This is a genomic window from Protaetiibacter intestinalis, assembly GCF_003627075.1.
Lineage (GTDB): Bacteria > Actinomycetota > Actinomycetes > Actinomycetales > Microbacteriaceae > Homoserinibacter > Homoserinibacter intestinalis.
Genome location: NZ_CP032630.1, coordinates 2225628 through 2244659, shown reverse-complemented (window position 1 = coordinate 2244659; position 19032 = coordinate 2225628). Strand labels below are relative to the sequence as shown.

16 protein-coding genes are annotated in these 19032 nt (G+C 69.8%); 8 read left to right on the top strand and 8 right to left on the bottom strand.

Annotation, left to right across the window (positions count from 1 at the left end):
* Nucleotides 1-44 precede the first annotated feature (44 nt).
* The 4 genes from D7I47_RS10590 to D7I47_RS10575 all read left to right on the top strand — a co-directional run bounded on the left by D7I47_RS10590 (nucleotide 45) and on the right by D7I47_RS10575 (nucleotide 4506).
* Complete coding sequence (locus D7I47_RS10590) at nucleotides 45-1031, top strand: NYN domain-containing protein (protein ID WP_120763007.1); 987 nt, start codon at nucleotides 45-47, stop codon at nucleotides 1029-1031.
* Nucleotides 1032-1112: 81 nt separating this feature from the next.
* Nucleotides 1113-3200, top strand: a complete 2088-nt coding sequence (locus D7I47_RS10585) for a nuclease-related domain-containing DEAD/DEAH box helicase (RefSeq protein ID WP_120763006.1) — start codon at nucleotides 1113-1115, stop codon at nucleotides 3198-3200.
* A gap of 67 nt (nucleotides 3201-3267) precedes the next feature.
* The gene (locus D7I47_RS10580; RefSeq protein WP_120763005.1) at nucleotides 3268-3924 is read left to right on the top strand and encodes an NADPH-dependent F420 reductase; all 657 of its coding nucleotides are present in this window, start codon (nucleotides 3268-3270) and stop codon (nucleotides 3922-3924) included.
* A 24-nt stretch (nucleotides 3925-3948) separates the two neighbouring features.
* Nucleotides 3949-4506, top strand: coding sequence for a dihydrofolate reductase family protein (locus D7I47_RS10575; RefSeq protein WP_120763004.1), 558 nt, complete (start codon nucleotides 3949-3951; stop codon nucleotides 4504-4506).
* Nucleotides 4507-4536: 30 nt separating this feature from the next.
* Here D7I47_RS10575 and D7I47_RS10570 read toward each other — a convergent pair whose 3' ends face one another.
* Nucleotides 4537-4869: an AzlD domain-containing protein gene (locus tag D7I47_RS10570; RefSeq protein ID WP_120763003.1), complete on the bottom strand. Its 333-nt coding sequence runs from the start codon at nucleotides 4867-4869 to the stop codon at nucleotides 4537-4539.
* Entirely contained in the window at nucleotides 4862-5629 is a 768-nt protein-coding gene (locus D7I47_RS10565) for an AzlC family ABC transporter permease (protein WP_120763002.1), read from the bottom strand. Before D7I47_RS10565 ends, D7I47_RS10570 begins: the two co-directional genes overlap by 8 nt.
* A 126-nt stretch (nucleotides 5630-5755) precedes the next feature.
* Here D7I47_RS10565 and D7I47_RS10560 point away from each other — a divergent pair, with 126 nt between their 5' ends.
* Nucleotides 5756-6541 carry a hypothetical protein gene (locus D7I47_RS10560; protein ID WP_120763001.1) on the top strand — a complete coding sequence of 262 codons (786 nt, stop codon included), beginning with the start codon at nucleotides 5756-5758 and terminating at the stop codon, nucleotides 6539-6541.
* A gap of 11 nt (nucleotides 6542-6552) precedes the next feature.
* Here the strand turns inward: D7I47_RS10560 and D7I47_RS10555 are convergent, their stop codons facing one another.
* On the bottom strand, nucleotides 6553-7383 hold the full coding sequence (locus D7I47_RS10555) for an SDR family NAD(P)-dependent oxidoreductase (protein ID WP_227000616.1): 831 nt from the start codon (nucleotides 7381-7383) through the stop codon (nucleotides 6553-6555).
* Here D7I47_RS10555 and D7I47_RS10550 point away from each other — a divergent pair.
* On the top strand, nucleotides 7364-7651 hold the full coding sequence (locus D7I47_RS10550; protein WP_170154347.1) for a hypothetical protein: 288 nt from the start codon (nucleotides 7364-7366) through the stop codon (nucleotides 7649-7651). The genes D7I47_RS10555 and D7I47_RS10550 overlap by 20 nt on opposite strands.
* A 3-nt stretch (nucleotides 7652-7654) precedes the next feature.
* Here the strand turns inward: D7I47_RS10550 and D7I47_RS10545 are convergent, their stop codons facing one another.
* Nucleotides 7655-10420 carry a lamin tail domain-containing protein gene (locus tag D7I47_RS10545; protein ID WP_227000614.1) on the bottom strand — a complete coding sequence of 922 codons (2766 nt, stop codon included), beginning with the start codon at nucleotides 10418-10420 and terminating at the stop codon, nucleotides 7655-7657.
* 218 nt (nucleotides 10421-10638) lie between these two features.
* Here D7I47_RS10545 and D7I47_RS10530 point away from each other — a divergent pair, with 218 nt between their 5' ends.
* On the top strand, nucleotides 10639-10854 hold the full coding sequence (locus D7I47_RS10530) for a KTSC domain-containing protein (protein ID WP_227000612.1): 216 nt from the start codon (nucleotides 10639-10641) through the stop codon (nucleotides 10852-10854).
* A gap of 169 nt (nucleotides 10855-11023) precedes the next feature.
* Here D7I47_RS10530 and D7I47_RS14780 read toward each other — a convergent pair whose 3' ends face one another.
* The 4 genes from D7I47_RS14780 to D7I47_RS10515 form a co-directional block, all read right to left on the bottom strand.
* Nucleotides 11024-11635, bottom strand: coding sequence for a hypothetical protein (locus D7I47_RS14780; RefSeq protein WP_157981702.1), 612 nt, complete (start codon nucleotides 11633-11635; stop codon nucleotides 11024-11026).
* Nucleotides 11636-11981: 346 nt separating this feature from the next.
* Nucleotides 11982-13715: an AAA family ATPase gene (locus tag D7I47_RS10525; RefSeq protein ID WP_120762997.1), complete on the bottom strand. Its 1734-nt coding sequence runs from the start codon at nucleotides 13713-13715 to the stop codon at nucleotides 11982-11984.
* A gap of 365 nt (nucleotides 13716-14080) precedes the next feature.
* Nucleotides 14081-15730 (bottom strand): Asp-tRNA(Asn)/Glu-tRNA(Gln) amidotransferase subunit GatB, encoded by a 1650-nt coding sequence (gene gatB / locus D7I47_RS10520; protein WP_120762996.1) that lies wholly within the window; start codon nucleotides 15728-15730, stop codon nucleotides 14081-14083.
* Nucleotides 15731-15772: 42 nt separating this feature from the next.
* A complete protein-coding gene (locus tag D7I47_RS10515; protein ID WP_120762995.1) occupies nucleotides 15773-17503 on the bottom strand; it encodes a cation:proton antiporter in 1731 nt (576 codons plus the stop codon).
* Nucleotides 17504-17663: 160 nt separating this feature from the next.
* On the opposite strand from D7I47_RS10515, the gene D7I47_RS10510 reads away from it, so the two are divergent.
* Nucleotides 17664-19028: an HNH endonuclease signature motif containing protein gene (locus tag D7I47_RS10510; protein WP_120762994.1), complete on the top strand. Its 1365-nt coding sequence runs from the start codon at nucleotides 17664-17666 to the stop codon at nucleotides 19026-19028.
* The last annotated feature ends 4 nt before the right edge of the window (nucleotides 19029-19032 follow it).

Sequence of the window (19032 nt, the reverse complement as noted above, 5' to 3'; positions counted from 1 at the left end):
TGCGGCCGCGCCTGTAGGGTCGGAACGAGCCCAGGGAGGCACGGATGCCGGAGCTGACGGACGACACCGACCGCGTCGCGGTCTACATCGACTTCGACAACATCGTCATCTCGCGCTACGACCAGCTGCACGGCGACGGCGCCTGGCGCAAGGACAACGCACGGGATGCGCGGGACGAGATCTCGGCCAAGCTCGCGGCCGCCTCCGTCGACGTGTCGGCCGTGCTCGAGTACGCCTCGTCGTTCGGCACCGTCGCGATCTCGCGCGCCTACGCCGACTGGTCGGTTCCGGCGAACGCCGCCTACCGCCGCGACCTCGTCGACCGGGCGGTCGACCTCACCCAGCTGTTCCCGGCATCCGGCACCAAGAACGGCGCCGACATCCGTCTCTCGGTCGACGTCATCGAAGACCTCTTCCGCCTCGAGGACATCACGCACGTGGTGATCGTCGCGGGCGACTCGGACTACATCGCCCTCGCCCAGCGCTGCAAGCGGCTCGGGCGGATCGTGGTGGGCATCGGCGTCGCGGGCGGCACGAGCAAGGCGCTCATCTCGGCCTGCGACGAGTTCGCCGGCTACGACGAACTGCCCGGGGTGGAGGCCGCGCCGCCGCGCCCGAAGGGCCGCGCCGCCGAACCGGTGGGCAAGCACGCGGCCGAGGCCGCCGACGCCGAACCCGAGACGGCCGCGAAGAAGAAGCCCGCCGCCAAGAAGGCCCCGGCGCCGGTCGCCGCGCCCCCGGCCCACGACCCCTTCATCTCCCCCGACAGCACGGTGAGCGACCGCGAGGCCACCCGACTGCTGGTGCGGGCGCTCGAGTTCGGGCACGCCAAGAACGAGGATGCCGAGTGGCTCAACGCCTCCGGGGTGAAGTCGCAGATCAAGCGGCTCAACCCCTCATTCAACGAGAAGACCCTCGGCTTCGCGAGCTTCACCGACTTCGTGAAGTCGCGCGGCAACCTGGCAGAGGTGCAGATCGACGGGCAGCACCGCCGCATCCGCCTGCGCGACCGGGCGCGGGCGGCGGAGTAGCCGCCGCACCCCCATAACGGGCGCTCCCCCGGCATCCGGTGAACGGAAAGGATGGAGGCGAGCCACACCAGGGGGAACGCCGTGTCGGGAGGAGACTCCGCAGCGCGCGAGGCGCGGTCGCATCGCGCGCTCGCCGAGGAGATGCGCAGGCAGGCGCACGTCTACGAGCAGATGGCGTTCAACTTCGAGGCCGCTGCTGCGAGCGAGCACCGGCTGGAACAGACCCTCGCCCCGCTGCAGTCTCAGGGATTCCACGTGCTCCCCGATCGCCGCTGGCCCGGCAGCCGCGCCCAGGTCGACTTCGTGGTCGTCGGGCCGTCGGGTGTCTACATCGTGGATGCGAAGACCTGGAAGGACGTGCGCGTCGAGAAGCACGGCTCCGAGTCGCGAGTGTTCCAGGGCGACGACGACGTGACGGAGCGGTTCGCCGGACTCGCCGACCTCGGGATGACGACCGAGCAACTGCTCGCCGAGATCGGACTCGCGCCCACCGAGGTGCACACGCTCGCCGTCTTCACGAACCGGCGGGACTTGCGGGCCGGAGTCATGGGCGTCGACCTGATGTCGGAGGGCGCCGTCGTCGAGCGGATCCTCTCCCGCGGTCGGCGCCTCTCCCTCGTCGAGGTGGAGCGGGTGCTGACGAGCGTCATGCAGCACTTCCCGCCGTATGCGGCGAGCGCCGCCCCGGCATCCGTCATCGTGACGGCCCCGCCCGCCCCGGCGCCGGTGCAACCCGAGTTGCTGACCATCGAGGAGCTCAACGCGGCCGCATTCGCGGGCCTCACCGCGGAGCCGATCGAGTCGTGGATGGCCTTCCTCCATCCTGAACAGGCGAAGGTGGTGCGACGAACGTTCAACGGCCCGTGTCGCATCCGCGGAGCGGCGGGTACCGGCAAGACGGTCGTCGGGCTGCATCGGGCCGCGCACATCGCCCGCACCCGGCCGGGCAAGGTTCTGGTGACCACGTACGTGCGCACCCTCCCCGACGTGCTCAGCGCGCTCTTCGAACGTCTCGCCCCCGAGGTGTCGTCCCGGGTCGAGTTCGAGAGCGTGCACGCCTTGGCGGGCAACATCCTTAAGTCGCGCGGGGTGCGTTACAGCCTGAACGGACGCAAGGCCGGTGATGTGTGGCGGAAGGTCTGGCGAGAGCACGGCGCGCACGGGCCGGTGGGCGCCATCGACCCCGACGAACGATATTGGCGGGAGGAGATCGCGAGTGTCATCAAGGGGCGCGGGATCTCGAACTTCGCCGAGTACGAGAACTGCGCTCGGGTCGGACGCAGCCGTCGCCTGCAGCCGACTCAACGGGCCGCGGTGTGGGCTCTCTACGAGCGGTACGCGGCGGCGCTGCGTGCCGAACACATCTGGGACTTCGAGGATCTGATCCTCGCGGCGGAAGCATCGCTCAGGCAGGAGCCGTCGGACGAGTACGGCGCAGTGGTGATCGACGAGGCTCAGGATCTGTCGTGCGCCATGATCCGCATGCTGCATCTGCTCGCGGGCGACGGGCCCGACGCGTTCAACCTCATCGGAGACGGGCAGCAGTCGATCTACCCCGGCGGCTATACCCTCGCCGAGCTCGGTATCTCGATCGCGGGACGCGGCATCGTGATGGACCGCAACTACCGCAACACGCTCGAGATCGCGCAGTTCGCGACGAGCCTGGTGCGCGAGAACTCCTTCGTCGACATCGAGAGCGGCGCCCGCGGCACCGCCGACACCGCTGAGTTCCTTCGGCGCGGCGCGAAGCCGAAGGTGATGCGGTTCTCCTCGCGTCAGCGGCACGACCTCTCGGTCGTCGACCACGTGAGGAGCTTGCTCGACGATCCGGAGGTCGGCCCGGGCGACATCGGTGTGCTCGCGATGTACCGTCATCAGGTCAACGACCTGCTCGTGGCGTTCGCCGCCGCGGGGCTTCCCGTGATCGATCTCGAGAAGTACGACGGACACCCCGTGGAAGCCGTCAAGGTCGGCACCATCAAGCGCGCCAAGGGCCTCGAGTTCAAGCAGGTGGTGGTCGCACGGACTCCGCTCTCGCTGATGGAGGGGGCACCCGGCGCCCCCGAGGAGAGCTCCGAACGAGAGCGCCTCGAACTGGAGCTCCGCGAGCTCTACGTGGCGATGACCCGCGCCCGCGATGGCCTGTGGGTAGGCGTGGTGGCCGCCTGAGGCGTGCGCCCCGCGGCGGAGTAGCCGCCGCGGGAATGCACCCGGGTCGCCGTTCGTTCGAGCGGACATGACGACGTACGGAATCATCGGCGCAGGCAACATCGGATCCCAGGTCGCGCGGGCGCTCGTCGCCCACGGCCATGACGTGGTGATCGCCAACTCGCGCGGGCCGGAGACGCTCGCGGGGCTCATCGAGGAGCTGGGTCCGCACGCGCGGGCGGCGACCGCCGAGGAGGCGGCCGAGGCCGCGGATGTCGCGGTCGTCACCGTGCCGCTGCGCGCCTACGCCGCGGTTCCGGTCGCGGCTCTCGCGGGCAAGATCGTGCTCGACACGAACAACTACTACTGGGAGCGCGACGGGCACATCCCCGAGCTCGACCGGGGCGAGGCGACCGTGTCGGGTCTGCTGCAGGCGCACCTGCCGGGGTCGAAGGTCGTGAAGGCGTTCAACCACATCATGGCCGCCGACATCACCACGACCGGGTCGCCCGCGGGAACCCCGGACCGTCGGGCGCTCGGCACCGCATCCGACTTCCCGGAGGCCGTCGAGCTGGTGACCCGTCTCTACGACGAGCTCGGCTTCGACACCGTCTCGGCGGGCACCCTCGACGAGTCGTGGCGGCTCGAGCGCGACCGCCCTGCGTATGTGGTGCGTCAGAACGCGGAGGAGCTGCGGGCGAACCTCGCGAAGGGCTTCCGTGTGCGCCCCCAGGATGCCGCCTGACGGGGTGATGTGTACGCTGTCCACATGGCAGCGCCGCTCATCTACTTCAGCACCGTCTCGCTCGACGGCTACCGCGAGGACGCGGACGGGCGCTTCGACTGGAGCTCGCCCGACGAGGAGGTGCACGGCTTCATCAACGAGCTGTTCGCCCCCGTGACGCTGCATCTCTACGGACGCCGCAACCACGACATCATGATGTTCTGGGACGAGACCTCCCCCGACGAGCTCGAGGGCGCATCGCGCGAGTGGGGACGCTACTGGAACGGCGTCGACAAGGTCATCTACTCGCGCACGCTCACCGAGACGCCGATGCGCCGCGCGCGACTGCGAGCCGACTTCGACATCGACGAGGTGCGGCGCTGGAAGGCGGAATCGGATGCGCCGATCGGCATCGGAGGCGGCGAGCTCGCCTCGGTCGCGGCGCGGGCGGGCGTGGTCGACGAGCTGCACATGATCGTGACACCCACGCTGCTCGGCGGCGGCACCCCGTACCTCGACCACGGCATCCGCCGGGAGCTCGAGCTGCTCGACGAGCGGCGGTTCGCGGGCGGATCGGTGTACCTGCGCTATCGCATCGCCTGAGGCGGCGCGAGCGCTCGACAGCACCCGTCCCTAGCGCAGGCCGAGTGCCCCGAGCACCGCGAAGCAGCCCCACCACACCGCGAGCCCGACGAGCAGGCCCACGACCATCTGACGGCGGGCGAGGCGCCAGGATGCCCAGGCGGCCGCGGCGGCGAGCAGCGACGGGCCTGTCGTGAGGAGCGACAGCTCGCCGCCCGGCGCGACGAGGCCGGGGATCGCGATCGCGCCGAGCACGGCGGGCCCGACGAGCGGGAGATAGCGCTGGACCGCCGGCGGCGGGCGCAGCTTCCGGCTCACGAGGAACAGCACGCGGGTGAGGTAGGTGGCGATGCCGCCGAGCAGGATCGCGAGCGCGTCAAGCATCGGCGGCCCCCGCGTCCGGGGTCTCGGGCGCAGGTTCGGGCTCGTCGCGGCGCGTGCGGGCGAGCACGATGCCGCCCGCCACGAGGCCCGCGGCCGCCCCGACGAGCGTCGACAGCCCGAGCGGCAGCCCCGAGGCCAGCAGCGCCGCGATGCCGCCGACGATCGCGGCCACGGCGCCCGCCGAGTCCTTCACGAGCGGCAGCAGGAGCAGCAGGAAGGTGAGCGGGATCGCGAGGCCGAGCGGGATGTCGTCGGGGATGATGCCGCCGAGCAGCACCCCGGCGCCGGTGAGCGTCGTCCAGCCGACGAGGCAGGTGACGCCCGCCGCGAAGTAGTAGCCGTACTGCTCGCCGCGGGCGCCCGCGCCGCCCGGTCGCTCGAAGCGGGCGATCGCGAGCGCGTAGACGGGATCGGCGAGCAGGAAGGCGCCCAGCATCCGCAGGCCGCGCGGCCACTCGGCCAGGTGCGGCTCGAGCGAGGCGCTGTAGAGCAGGTGCCGGGCGTTGATGACGAGGATCGTGAGCACGACGAGCGCGATGCTCGCCCCCGCGCCCAGCAGCTGGATGCCGGCGAGCTGCGCCGCGCCCGCGAAGACCACGACCGACGACGAGACGATCAGCCACGGGTCGACGCCGCTCGTGACGAGCGCGGCACCCATCGCGAGCCCGAACGGGATGTAGGCCACCACGATGAGCCCCGAATCGCGGATGCCGGCACCCACGGCGGCACGCACGCGCGCGCGGGGGTCGAGGCTGGTCACCGGATCACTGTCGCATCCGCCGCGGACGCCCGCCCGGGCCGATCGGCACGCCGTGGCCCGCACGCCTACGGGACGCCGTGCTCGGCCTGGCGAGTGCGGGACGCGGACGTCGGGTATGTTCACGAGGTGTCCTCACCGATTCCCTACGACTTCTCGGGCCTCACGCGACCGATGGCGAGGCCCGAGGTGCGGGCGCGACGGCGGGCGATCCTGGCCGGCAAGTCGTACTTCAGCGCGCTCGAGATCGAGCACGCGGCGGGCCTCCTCGTGGTGGGCGGCATCTGCCTGCTGATGCTGATCCCCACCGCGGTGGTGCTCGCGGTCTCGGGGATCGCAGCCGCCCACCTCGTGTCGAACGCGGGCGAGGCGGTCGGGCTCGTGGCGGTCGTGGTGGGCGCGCCCCTCGCGGCCGCCGCGATCACGTACTTCTCCATCCGGGCGCTCGTCATCCCGCCGCGCTGGCGCGCCTGGGTGCGGATGCACCGCTTCGCCGAGGAGAACGGTCTCGAGTTCGTCCGCGAGGAGTCGGGGGTGCGGTACCCGATCGCGGCCCGGACCCCGGCGAGCTGGGGCCCGCCGCGGCTCTACGGCGCCTTCCGCGACCACGCGCGCGGCATCACCCTCGGCGACTACGTCATCCTGCCGATGACGCCCCGCGGTCTCGCCGAATGGCTCGGGGTGATCGAGGTGCGCCGTGCAGAGGTCGAGCTCGACGACGCCGCGGTCGCGGCGCTCAGGCGGGTGCTCGACGAGGCGGCGAGCCCGTGGATGTCGGAGCTCGTGGTGCGCGAGGGCGACGTGCTCGCCGTGAAGCGGTTGCCGTTCCGCACCCGCAACAGCGCGAACCTGGAGCGCGCCTTCCGGATCGCGTGGGCGCTCCGCGAGCAGCTGCCCGGTCGCCCGGGCACCTGAGAGCTTCGGGTCTACTTCGGCTGCGTCGCGCGGCCGGTGAACGCGTCCATGGAGCTGTAGACCCGGAACCAGCGGCCGCCGACGAGGTCCCACACGCGGGGCGGCAGCAGGCCGCGGCCCACCTTGCTCACGTGCACCATCGCGGGCATCAGCAGGAACGGCTTGGCCGACTTCATGGCGCGCCAGGCCGCGGATGCGATGCGCTCCGGGTCGAGGATCGGCGTCCACCGCGGCCCGCGCGCACCCTCGAACATTCCGGTGGCGACATACGAGGGGCACACGGTCGTGACGCCGATGCCGACCGGGGCGAGCTCGAGCCGCAGCGAGTCGCTCCAGCCGACGAGGCCCCACTTGCTGGAGGCGTAGACGCTCATCCGCGGGTTGGCCAGCAGCCCCGCGGCGGAGGCGATGTTGACGATGCGGCGCCCCTCCGGCGCCTCGAGCATCGCCGGCAGGAAGGCGCGCGTCGTGTGCAGTGGGGCGGTCAGGTTCACGTGCATCGTCGCGTCGATGTCGGCCCGGGTGTGGTCGACGAAGAGCTTGCCGCGCACGATGCCGGCGTTGTTGATGAGCACGTCGGGGGCGCCGTGCTCGGCGAGCACCGCCGCGGCGGCGCGCTCCACGGCATCCGTGTCGGTGATGTCGAGCGGCACGGGCACGAAGCGCTCCCCCAGCTCGGCGGATGCCTCGGCGAGGGCCGCGGCATCCGCATCCCAGCCGATCACCGCGCGTGCGCCCTCGGCGAGCGCGTAGCGGCAGTAGAGCAACCCCATGCCGCGCGCGGCGCCCGTCACGAGCACCACCTTGCCGTTCACGTCGCGGATGCGCTTCGTGCGCTTCACCTGCGGCCTCCTCGCCTCGAGCGTCGTCACCATTCTGCTCGCGGTTGGCGCGAACTTCGGCCACGATGGGCGCATGGACCTCAGCAGTTGGACGTGGATGCTCCTGCCGCTCCTCGCCTACGTCATCGGCATCGCCATCGCGTTGCTGTTGTTGTACGCCGTCATCCGCGTCGGCGTCGCCCGCGGGCTGCGCGACCACCAGCTCTGGATGGAGCGCAACCGCCCCCAGGGTCCGAACTTCGACCCGAACGGCACCCGGCGGTTCTAGCCCTCAGGCGGTGCGGCGGCGCCCCACCGCTCGCAGGGTGACGAGCACCAGACCTGCGCCCAGGGCGAGCACCGCGAGCGGGAGGCCGGCATCCGCATCCGACCCCGTCGAGGCGAGTGCCGCCGGCGTCACGGCGAGCGCGAACCAGCCGAGGAGCGCACCGGATGCGTCGTACACGGCCACCCGGTGCCCGCCGGGCGCCAGGGTCGCCGGGATCGTGAGGCGCACGGTGCCCGCCGCGCTGACGGTGTGGGTGCCGAGCGAGGTGGGGGTCGAGAAGACGTAGCCGTCGACGCGCTCACCGGCGTGGGAGGCGCCGACCGTGACCGTGATGGTCGAGCCGGCGCGTGCCGAGCCGGGACCGGTCACCTCGTCCTGGGTCTCGGGCGTGAGGTCGCCGGAGTCGGGCTCGCCGGGGGTCGGGTCGGTGCCTCCGCCACCATCGCCGCCGCCCGGCTGCCCACCGCCGTCGCCGCCGTCGTCACCGCCGCCGCTCACCGTGCAGCGGATGCTGCCCACGCGCAGCGAGACGCCGTCGGTGTTGGCGTCGTCGGCGTAGTACACCGGCTTGGCGCCCGCGACACACGCCGACTGCGGCGCGATCACGAAGCCCTCGTTGGCGTAGTTGGCGGCGGATGCGGGGCGCGCGTAGCGGTGCGTGACCTCGTAGCGCCCCGTGCCGCCGATCTGCAGGGTGGCGGTGCGTCCGTCGCAGGCCTCGTCGCAGATCGCCCACAGCAGCTGGGTCTCGGGCTCGTAGTCGAGCTCGCGGGCACCCGGGGTATCGATCGTGGCGACGCGCGTGAAGGTCGAGCCGGTGAGGTCGAGGGCGTACGCGTAGACGTCGTCGGTGGCCTCGAGCGAGACGAAGAAGATGCCCGTGCCGTGCTGCAGGTAGTCGGCGGGGTCGTAGGCGAGGCCCGTCGACTCGTCGACGAAACCGCGAGCCGTGAGCACGGCATCCGGGATCCAGGTGATGCCCTCGAGCCCGGAGTTGGCGCCGATCGTGCCGACCGTGGCGGTGAGGTCGGCCGACAGGTTCCACTCGTTGGTGGCGATCAGGGTGGTGCCCGTGCCGCTCACGTCGTAGCGCAGGATCGAGGGGCGGCTCGTGGAGCTCGCCGCGCTCGAACGCTCGGTGGCGACGTAGACGCCTCCCGCCGAGCCGCCATCCGCGACGGTCACGCCCTCGGCATCCGGGGCGGTGGAGCCGTCCGGGTAGGCGAGCTGCTTGCCGGCGCCCCAACCTGTGGCGCCGTTCCAGGCCCCGCCGGTACCCGGCGTGAGCTTGGTGAGGGTGCCGGTGCCGTTGGTGACGGCCCACAGAATGTCGCCGCCGAGCAGCCCGGGCTCGTAGTCGAGGCCCGAGAGGTCGCCGTCGAAGGCGATGTCGGTGGGCACCGCAGTCTCGGTGATGCCACCCGGCCACACTTCGACGTCGGGGTCGGGCTCGGGGCCCGTGCCGTCGCTGCAATCGTTCGCGGTGCCCTTCGTCGAGGCGCCCGAGTCGCGGAAGTCGCCCGTGCCGTCGGGGCAGCGCGCCCAGGTGACGGATGCGTGGCCCGCCCACGTGGTGGTGTCGGCGACGGTCGTGCCGTCGGCCTCGAACAGGGTGACCGAGTCGCCGGAGCCGAGCCCGAAGCCGAGGAACGCCTCCTCGATCACGAGGTAGCCACCGGATTCGATGGTCGTTCCGTCGGCGAACGGCACCGCCGTGTGGCCCGTGTCGTTGTCGCGGATGCGCCACCCGCTGAGGTCGGCGGAGTGCTCGGCGTCGAGGTTCTTGAGCTCCACCCAGTCGCCCGGGGTGCCGCCGCTCGACTCGACCTCGTTGATGACGACGGTCGTCGTGGTGGGTTCGGGCTCTTCGACGGCGGCGCAGTCGTTGGCCGCACCCTTCGTGGCGCTCTCGGTGATCGCGAAGCCGCCCGCGGCATCCGGGCACCGCCCCCACGAGGGGCTCGCGTGGGTGCCGTCGGGCCAGCTGGTGGAGTCGAGCAGGGTGGTGCCGTCGGTGCCGAAGAGGCGCACCGAGTCGCCCTTGCCGAGGCCGAAGAGGAAGTCGGTGCCGTTGTCGAGCACAAGGTAGCCGCCGGCGGCTACCCAGGTACCGGCGGGGATCGTGTACGGGTCGTCGGTCTTGTTGTCGAGCACGATGAGGCCGCCCGCGTCGACCGGCACGGCGCCCGTGTTGACGAACTCGATCCAGTCGCCGGGGGTGCCGCCGTCGCTGACCGCCTCGTTGATCTTGAGCGTCGCCGCCGCGTCCGGGCACGCGTTGGCGGCGCCGGGGGTGGATGCGGTGGTCTCGACGAAGGCGCCCGTGCCGTCGGCACAGCGACCCCAGGTGAAGGCGGCGTGCGCCGTCCAGCTCGTGCTGTCGACGAGCGTGGTGCCGCCCGGCAGGTAGAGCCGCGCGCTGTCGCCCTTGCCGAGGCCGTAACCGTCAGCCCCCTCGTCGACGACGAAGGTGAGATACCCGCCCGGCGCGATGGTGGTCTCCGCCGGGATGGTCTTCGCGTGGTCGTCTTCGCTGTCCTTCACGACCCAGCCGCCCACATCGACGGGGTCGGTGCCGATGTTCTTCAGCTCGACCCAGTCGGCGGGCGTGCCGCCGCTCGACTCCACTTCGTTGATGACGATGGTGGGGAGCTCGACTTCCGCGGCGCGCGCCATGCTCGCGGTGACGAGCACCCCTCCCGCGACGAGGGCGGCGGCGAGCGCCCCTCCGACGATGGCACGGATGCGGCGGGCTGCGTGGTGGGGCATGTGCGGCAGCGTTGCGAACCCGGGTGACCCGGAAGTGAACGAGAGGTGGCCGTGACCCGCCGGTCGAGTAGCGCGCGAGGCGGGCGTGTCGAAACCAGCTCGCCAGCATCCGATATTCGTGCGAGATGGTCGCTAAGACGCACGTGAAACGACCATTCGGCACGATTGACGCCGCTCTCGGGATGACGCGGAGCGACCGCAGGGCGCACGATGGGTGCGTGCCCTGGATCGACGTCCTCGACTCCACCACGATCGACGCCGTGCGGTACGACGCCGCGCGTGGGCTGCTCGACATCCGGTTCACGAGCGAGCAGGTCTACCGCTACGAGCGCGTGCCCGAGTTCGTGTTCCGCGCGCTGCTGCGCGCCGACAGCAAGGGGCGCTACTTCAACGACGTCATCCGCGACGGGTACGACTACGAGGAAGTGGGATGAAGGGGTCGCGTTGACGCCCGAGCGACGGGCCGACCGTCAGCATCGAAAATGCCCCATGCACTGACCGCGTGGGCGGTCAGGCTGGCGCGCCGATGGGTTTGCGCCGTCGACTCAGAGCGACCGATCCCGACGCCACACAACATGGGTGGCGATTCGCACTGCCGGGCCTTCAGGTCAAGTGATCGACGATTGCGCCCACGAATACGGTGTCAATAGGATCGTCGCCTTCGGATTCACGGGGTGGCCGTTGCCCAACCGAAAAGTAGATTCGGTTGATGTTGGGCCGAAGCTTGGTGTGCCATTCGCAACTCACAATTTGGCCGTCGAATACGAACCGTCTAGCTGCCATCGCGCCCGAGTTTCTCCGGGTGTTTCCGTTCTCCGGAGAGGCAACGACCCCCATCGCGCCCAACGCTGACTGTCGCGCGAGGGTTTCGCTTTCCATTTCCCAGAGCTGGACGACTGAATCGTTTAGAACGCCGAGGTGGTGAATGAGAGCGTCCCGCAGTTCACCTCGGTCCCCCTGAAGCGAACCGATTCCATTCCACGCGCTCGGGTGGAATGTCAAGGCCGGAAACATGTCCGGTGCGAATGTCTCAAGTTCCGCAGGGTCGGACCCCACGACGCGAAGAACGGAGGCCCGGGTGCCCTTCAGTGCATTCAGACGCTTCTGGTCCTCAGTGCACCATTCATCCTCAAGAAACAGTGCGGGTTCGTCGCAATCAGTGCAGGCTCCAACCCTCCCTGACCAGCAACCCGATACCGTCTTGAGACGGACCATAGTTCCCAATCCTGTTGCCGCAAGGTCGGATGCAATCCGCGAACCGTTGCCGATGTCCCCCAGGCCCGGGGTATACCCCTCCACAGTGTGATCGCAGGTTTCGCGCTCGGATGTCTGCGGAACAAGCCCACGCGATACGTACTGGCCAAGGATCCGCCAGAAGTCGTTGACGGGAAGGAGCGACGGTGGGCTCTGTGCAAGCACGAGTAGGGCGTCGAGAGTCGATGGACCGAGACGAGGGGTCCTGTCGTCAGCGCACCGCACCATTCGGTCCCAGAATTGATAGTTTCCAGCACCATCCCGCGACGGAATCACGAACTCTGGGTCCAGCAAGTGCACCGGGCTTCTAGACATCCAGGCTTCCACGCGCACGCTCGACGTTATGGCGCAGGATCTCTCGTATGTCCTCTTCAGTCGAGGACAAGAAACCTTCCGGCCATTCGCTCAGGTCTCCGAACTCCGTGAGCCCGAGTCTGCGCGCCACCGATCCGGAGTCTGAAGTTTCCACGAACGCAATGTCGACGTCCTTGAGCGGCAGAGTGCCCTCCGCAGCGCGGCGACGAATTCTGGTGATGAACGCTTCGCTGTGCGTTTCAACTATCACCGACATGTCTGGCCGGGCGCGGAGCAAGAAATCAGCCAAGCGCGCCTGGACTGCCGGATGGAGGTGGAGTTCCGGTTGCTCAACGATGAAGACAGAGGATTGCGGCGACTTCAGAAGCCCAACAAGCAGTGGAAGAGCTTGACTCACGCCAACTCCCACCGACGTGAGGTCGCGAGTGCGCCCGTTGATCTGCAGATCGAAACCGACACCGAGCTTTCCTCTCGGACGGGCCACGACATCGTCGCCAATCTCCAGATGCGCCAACCACTCGTTGACGGCGCTCGAGAGGGGCGCCATCTTAGGCTCACCGTTGGGCGAGCGGTAGGAGACGAGAGCCGAGTCACCCCGCGACAGCACCGCGGCGCTGAACTCTCCTCGAGTGCCGACCGGGAGCCCTCGCGCAAGTTCGTTCCAATGGTTCCAGACCACGCGAGGCTCATCTCGCAGAGGCCCCAGGTACTGCACGCGCTGGGATAGATCATCGAGGCACTCACTGAGCAAGAGCAACGCGACGTAACTGTCGCCCAATATCTCTTCGAGTTGCGCTTCGAGCACTCCGTCGCTCATCGACCGAAAAGACCAAAGCTGCTTCACCGGGAGACATACCCACGGCGATCGCGCCCTCTGGTCAGCTGCGATGTCGAGAATCGCGTCTCGCTGCGAAGCATCGAGTTCGCGCATCGCACGCCTCAATCGAGACGGAGTTAACCCTCTCGATCGCACCGCATCCTGCAATCCGCTTTCCGAAAACTCGTCCCTCTGAATTACGTCAGAGAGGACGCGTGCAAAATCCCGGGCGATGGAAGGCGCAGTCCCCAGGCCATCCAAAGGATGTGCCACCCGCTCATCCTCAGCAATCCAAGCGGCGAATGCTTTCCGGTATCGCGTGCGGACCGCTTCTGGGCTTAGCAATTGAACAACAACCACCGGCCGAAGCCCTTGCATCGCAACATATGTTCGCAACTGTCGCCTGTCGTCGCCAAGGAGCGATTTCACGTGCAGCACATCGCATTCTCCGAAATGGCGTGTCGCCTGTAGCGCGAGTTCTACATCACTCCCCCGCGAGTTTTGACGTGCGAGGACGAACGGTTCGCTACTGAATTCAGTTCTCTCGATCGTTACTCTTCGCGCTCGCAGCGTTGAATGGTCCTCGCTGGAGACGAGTTCGTACGATACCTGCGCCTCCGGATCCGATGGTCCTCTGGCCGAGCGCGCTGGGTCCAGGTTGAGGCGGATTCCGATGCTGTTGCTCTCTGCGCCCTCCCGAACAAGGTCTTCAGCATCTCCGAGTCGAACCAGCGGCCCGTTCAACACAATCGGACCATCGTCGTAGAGGCTTTGCGCCGTAAGTAGCAGCGACTGAATCGTCGAGGACTTTCCGCTACTGTTCACGCCTGTAATCACAGTGGCGTGACCAGGCGAAATGTCAAACTCTGCCCTGGCGATGCCCTTGAAGTTGGTGATTTGCCAGCGCATACGATCTTGTCCTTCGGCGTTCGCAAGCGGTCAGCACGCCGCCAATCCACGAGTTGTATCCGTTGTCAAGCTCATGCGGCAGGCGCGCTCGATCACAATAGCGGTATCCGTGTTCGGCAGCAGTCGCGAATGCCGGCTCTTGGACCGTTCGCTAGCTCGCGACTGAATCGAGCCCCGGTCTGTACTAGGCAACAGCCGGTCCCGTAGCGAGGTCGAAGGGCACGTAGCGGCGGCGGGAACCTGCCAGAGATAGCCCGAAACAGCCGCGAGTGCGATTGCGCCGGGACGCAATGACGGGCCGTCCCGGCCCGCACTGTGGTTGGGGCTCGCACAGCGCCAACTGACGTGTTGCCTCCGCCCCCTAACTACTCCCCCGTCGCCCGCTCCAGCACGAGTTCGCGCACGCGCGCCGCATCCGCTGATCCCCGCATCGCCTTCATGACCGCGCCGATGACGGCGCCGGCGGCCTGCACCTTGCCGTCGCGGATCTTCTCGAGCACGTCGGGCTGGGCGGCGAGCGCCTCGTCGATCGCGGCGATCAGGGCACCGTCATCCGAGACCACCTTCAGACCGCGGGACTCGACCACTTCCGACGGCCGCCCCTCCCCCTCGATGACGCCCTCCAGCACCTGGCGGGCGAGGCGGTCGGTGAGGTCGCCCGACTCGACGAGGGCGATCAGCTCCGACACGTGCAGCGGCGACACGAGCTCAGCCGGCTCCGCCGAGCGGCTGTTCGCGATGCGGGCGATCTCGCCCGTCCACCACTTGCGGGCCTGAGCGGGGGCGGCGCCGGCGGCGACCGTCTCCTCCACCTCCACCAGCAGTCCGGCGTTCTTCACGTCGCGGAACTCCAGGTCGGTGAAGCCCCACGCCTCCTGCAGGCGACGCCGGCGCACCGTCGGCGACTCCGGCAGCGCGGCACGCAGCTGCTCGATCAGCTCGGGGCTCGGCTCGATCGGCAGCAGGTCGGGCTCCGGGAAGTAGCGGTAGTCGTCTGCATCCGACTTCGGGCGACCGGCGGAGGTCACCCCGCGATCCTCGTGCCAGTGGCGGGTCTCCTGCGTGATCGAGCCGCCCGCGGCCAGAATCGCCGCCTGCCGCTGGATCTCGTAGCGCACCGCACGCTCCACCGAACGGAACGAGTTCACGTTCTTCGTCTCGGTGCGGATGCCGAGCTTCACCTCGGGGTGCGGGTCGATGGAGGCGTCTAGGTGGGTGGGGGTGGCGGTGGTCTCGAGACGCGTGCCGTCTTCGGCGGCTCGCTCCTCGACCACCTGAGAGGGGCGCTCCTCGACCACCTGAGTGGCGGCAGGCACGCTGCGGGGACGCAGGGAGACGTTCGCGTCGCAGCGGAGGTTGCCGCGCTCCATCCGGGCCTCCGAGATGCCGAGGGCGCGCACGATGTCGCGGATCGTCGAGACGTACGCCTTCGCCACCTCGGGCGCGCGGTGCTCGGCGCCGAAGATCGGCTTCGTCACGATCTCGACGAGCGGCACACCCGCCCGGTTGTAGTCGACGAGCGAGTACTCGGCACCGTGGATGCGTCCGGTCGCGCCGCCCATGTGGGTGAGCTTGCCGGCGTCCTCCTCCATGTGGGCGCGCTCGATCGGCACCGTCACGATGGTGCCGTCCTCGAGCTCCACCTCGACCGAGCCCTCGAACGCGATCGGCTCGTCGTACTGGCTGATCTGGTAGTTCTTCGCGAGGTCGGGGTAGAAGTAGTTCTTGCGGGCGAAGCGGGATGACGGGGCGATCTGGCACCCGAGGGCGAGCCCCAGCGAGATCGAGTACTCGATCGCCTTCTCGTTCACCACCGGCAGGCTGCCGGGCAGACCCAGGCACAGCGGCGTGATCTGCGTGTTCGGGCCGGCGCCGAAACCGCCCGGGGCGGCCGGGTTGGGGGCGTCGGAGAACATCTTGGTGGCGGTCGACAGCTCGACGTGCACCTCGAATCCGAGCACCGGCTCGAACAGCTCGAGCGCCTTGTCGAAGTCCATGAGGTCGGGCTTGGCCATGGTTCGATTCTAGGCGGGCGCCGCCCCCGCATCCGCCCGCCGTCAGCCGCCGCGGGGTCCGCGCAGCTCGATCGCGATCTGGGATGCGTCGAGGTTGGCGAGCGCGTTCTCCAGCACCTCGGCGTCGAAGGTGCCGTCGTCGCGCGCATCGAGCAGCGCCGTGCGCTGGGCCTGCAGCACCGCCATCCGGTACGTGCGCTGCTGCTCGAGCTGCTCGCGACTCGGGATGTCGCGCGCCGGCTCGGGCGGGGCGGGGATCGTGTCGGATGCCGTGCGCAGCAGCTCCATGAGCCGCGTCCACTCGGCGTCGGCCTCCGCCCGCGCCTCGACCTCGTCGCGCTTCGGCGTGATGCGGCGCACGAGCGGACCCACCGTGCCGCCCTGCACGAGCAGCGACAGCAGCGCCACCGCGAACGCGATCAGCACGAGCACCGAGCGCTGCGGGGTGTCCACCGGCAGGGTCTGCGCCGCCGCCACCGTGACGGCGCCGCGCATGCCCGCCCACACCACGACCACCCCGTCGCGCCAGCCGAGCGGGCGGCGCACGAAGTAGTCGATGTCGGCGAGGGCCCGCCGCACCCGCACCGCCAGCACCTCCACGTCGCGCGCCGTGCGGCGCCGCGGGCCGCCCGCGCCCGGAACGATCACGGCATCCCGCCGCGGTCTGCGGCCGGGAGTCGGCTGGGCGTTCAGCTCCTCGAGCGTCTCCCGCTTGCCCTCGGGCGTCGACATCTGCTCGCGCGCATCCTCGAGCCGGCCCCGCAGTCGCTCGCCCCGCCGCGAGCGCCGCCCCAGCACCCACAGCAGCGGTGCCACGTAGGCGGCGCGGATGAGGATCGTCAACACGAGCGCACCCACCGCGATGAGCACCGCGACGCCCGCGCCGGCGTGGTCGCGCTCCACCGCCTCCACGATGCCGGTCAGCTGCAGCCCCATCGTGAGGAACACGGCCCCCTCGAGCACGAACTCCACCGTGTGCCAGTTCTGCGCATCCGAGAGCCGGTGCTGCGGCGACAGCACGCGCGGCGCTCGGATGCCGGACACGAGCCCCGCGACGACCGCCGCGACGAGGCCCGAGGCGCCCGCGAGCTCGGCCGGCACGGATGCCAGGAACGGCACCGTGAACGAGATGACGGTGTTGACGGTCGCGTCGGAGATCCGCCGTCGCACCGCCAGGTTCAGCCAGCCGACCAGGCCGCCGATCGCCATCGCCACGAGCACCGAGTAGGCGAAGGTGCCCACCGTGCCCCAGAACGAGAACGCGGCCGCCGTCGCCACGATCGCCGTGCGCAGCACCACGAGCGCGCTCGCGTCGTTCAGCAGGCTCTCGCCGTCGAGCATCGCCACCGCCCGCGACGAGACCGAGGTGCGTTTGATGATCGAGGTCGCCACGGCATCCGTGGGGCTCACCACCGCGCCGAGCGCGACGCCCCACACGAAGCCCAGGTCGGGGATCACCAGCATGAAGAACACGCCGAGCAGCAGCGACGTGACCACGACGAGCACCACCGACAGGCCGCCGATCGCGCCGAACTCGCGGCGGAAGTTCATCGCCGGCATCGACACCGCCGCCGAGTAGAGCAGCGGTGGCAGCACCCCCTCGAGGATCCACTCGGGCTCGATCTCCACACCCGTCATCGCGGGCAGGAAGCTCGCCGCCACCCCCACCGCCACGAGCACGAGCGGCGAGGCGATGCCGAGGCGGCGGCCGAGCAGCGTCGAGGCGGCGATCACCACGAGGGCGAGCACGAGCACCACGAGCAGCTGCGTCATGCCGCCAGCCTCGCAGCCCGCGGATGCGGCGTCGAGGGCCCGCGCATCCGTGCGCTGTCACGCGCTGTCAGGGTGGTGGCGCCGCGCCACGGCCCGACGACTTATCCACAGATTCGGCGCCGAATATAGAACATATGTTCGAGACGTGGGATGATGGACCATGGCCTCGATCACCGACACCCTCGCCCGTCTGGGCGATGTGTCGACCCCGTTCACCGCTCCGGCGGTGGGGTCTTTGCGCGACGAGGAACTGCTCACGGCGCAGCGCGCCCTCGCCGAGGTGCGGCGGCGGCTGGATGCGGTCTCGACGGCGATCGCGGGCGAGATCGCCCACCGCTCGCGCCGCGAACTCGGGCACTCGGGACTCGCCCAGTCGCAGGGGCAGCGCACGGCCGAGGGCCTGATCTCGCAGCTGTCGGGGGGCTCCGCGCGCGAGGCGCGCACGTGGGTGAAGACGGCCGAATTGCTGCCCACCGCCCGCATCGTTCCGGAGGCTCCCCCGCTCGCGCCGTGGATGAAGGCGCTGGGCGAGGCGGTCGCGCAGGCCGCGATCTCACCCGAGGCGGCCGAGGTCATCCGCACGCGCCTCACCGCGGCGGCCCGTCCGGGCGCCGAAGACGCCCTCGCCGAGGCGGCGGCGCGGTTGGTCGCCGACGCCGCATCCCTCACCATCGAGCAACTCGTGGTGCGGGCCTCGCGATTCCGTGACGAGATCGACCTCGCCGGCATCGCCGAGCGCGAGCGGGAACTCCACGAGAAGCGCTTCCTGCGCTTCACGAAGCAGCCCGACGGCATGACGCGGGTGTCGGGCCTGCTCGACCCCGAGTCGGCGGCGATCGTGATCCCCGTGCTGGACGCGGTCACCGCGCCCCGCCGCAGCGGTCCGCGCTTCGTCGACCCCGCCGAGGCCGCGCGCGCAGAAGACCTCGTGCGCGACGAGCGCACCACCGAGCAGCTCGTCGTCGACGCCTTCGTCGACCTCGTCCGCCAGGGGTCGCGCGTCGACGACGGCACCCTGCTGGGAGAGCGCAAGCCCGCAGTCCGCGTGCTCGTCACCGCGAAAGACCTCGACGGGCGGAACGGGGCGGCCTACTTCGAAGGGCAGGCCGACGCGGTCTCCATCGCCACCGCGGAGCGGTTCATCTGCGCCGACGGGGCCATCCCCCTGCTGTTCGACGGTGACGGGCGGGTGCTGAATCTGGGGCGAGCGCAGCGGTTGTTCACCGAGAAGCAGCGGGTGGCGATCGCCGCCCGCGACGGCGGCTGCCTCATGTGCGACCGGCCGCCATCCTGGTGCGAGGCGCACCACATCGACCATTGGGAAGAGCATCACGGCCGAACAGACGTCGACGACGGAGTGCTCCTGTGCAGGTTCTGCCACCTGCTCGTGCACAACCGCGGGTGGCGCATCCGGCGCACGGGCGGCGACTACACGCTCGAGAAACCGGACGGCGACAGGGTGATCAGGGCGACGGCGTTGCCGACGCGCTCACCCGCACTGCAGCGGATGCGCGCGTCGGCCTGACGCC

What these genes read in the sequence shown, in the direction of transcription:
- D7I47_RS10590 (WP_120763007.1), top strand. Translation starts at nt 45, where the DNA reads ATGCCGGAGCTGACGGACGACACCGACCGCGTCGCGGTCTACATCGAC.
- D7I47_RS10580 (WP_120763005.1), top strand. Translation starts at nt 3,268, where the DNA reads ATGACGACGTACGGAATCATCGGCGCAGGCAACATCGGATCCCAGGTC.
- D7I47_RS10575 (WP_120763004.1), top strand. Translation starts at nt 3,949, where the DNA reads ATGGCAGCGCCGCTCATCTACTTCAGCACCGTCTCGCTCGACGGCTAC.
- D7I47_RS10570 (WP_120763003.1), bottom strand. Translation starts at nt 4,869, where the DNA reads ATGCTTGACGCGCTCGCGATCCTGCTCGGCGGCATCGCCACCTACCTC.
- D7I47_RS10550 (WP_170154347.1), top strand. Translation starts at nt 7,364, where the DNA reads ATGCGCTTCGTGCGCTTCACCTGCGGCCTCCTCGCCTCGAGCGTCGTC.
- D7I47_RS10545 (WP_227000614.1), bottom strand. Translation starts at nt 10,420, where the DNA reads ATGCCCCACCACGCAGCCCGCCGCATCCGTGCCATCGTCGGAGGGGCG.
- D7I47_RS14780 (WP_157981702.1), bottom strand. Translation starts at nt 11,635, where the DNA reads ATGGTCCGTCTCAAGACGGTATCGGGTTGCTGGTCAGGGAGGGTTGGA.
- D7I47_RS10525 (WP_120762997.1), bottom strand. Translation starts at nt 13,715, where the DNA reads ATGCGCTGGCAAATCACCAACTTCAAGGGCATCGCCAGGGCAGAGTTT.
- gatB (WP_120762996.1), bottom strand. Translation starts at nt 15,730, where the DNA reads ATGGCCAAGCCCGACCTCATGGACTTCGACAAGGCGCTCGAGCTGTTC.
- D7I47_RS10515 (WP_120762995.1), bottom strand. Translation starts at nt 17,503, where the DNA reads ATGACGCAGCTGCTCGTGGTGCTCGTGCTCGCCCTCGTGGTGATCGCC.
- D7I47_RS10510 (WP_120762994.1), top strand. Translation starts at nt 17,664, where the DNA reads ATGGCCTCGATCACCGACACCCTCGCCCGTCTGGGCGATGTGTCGACC.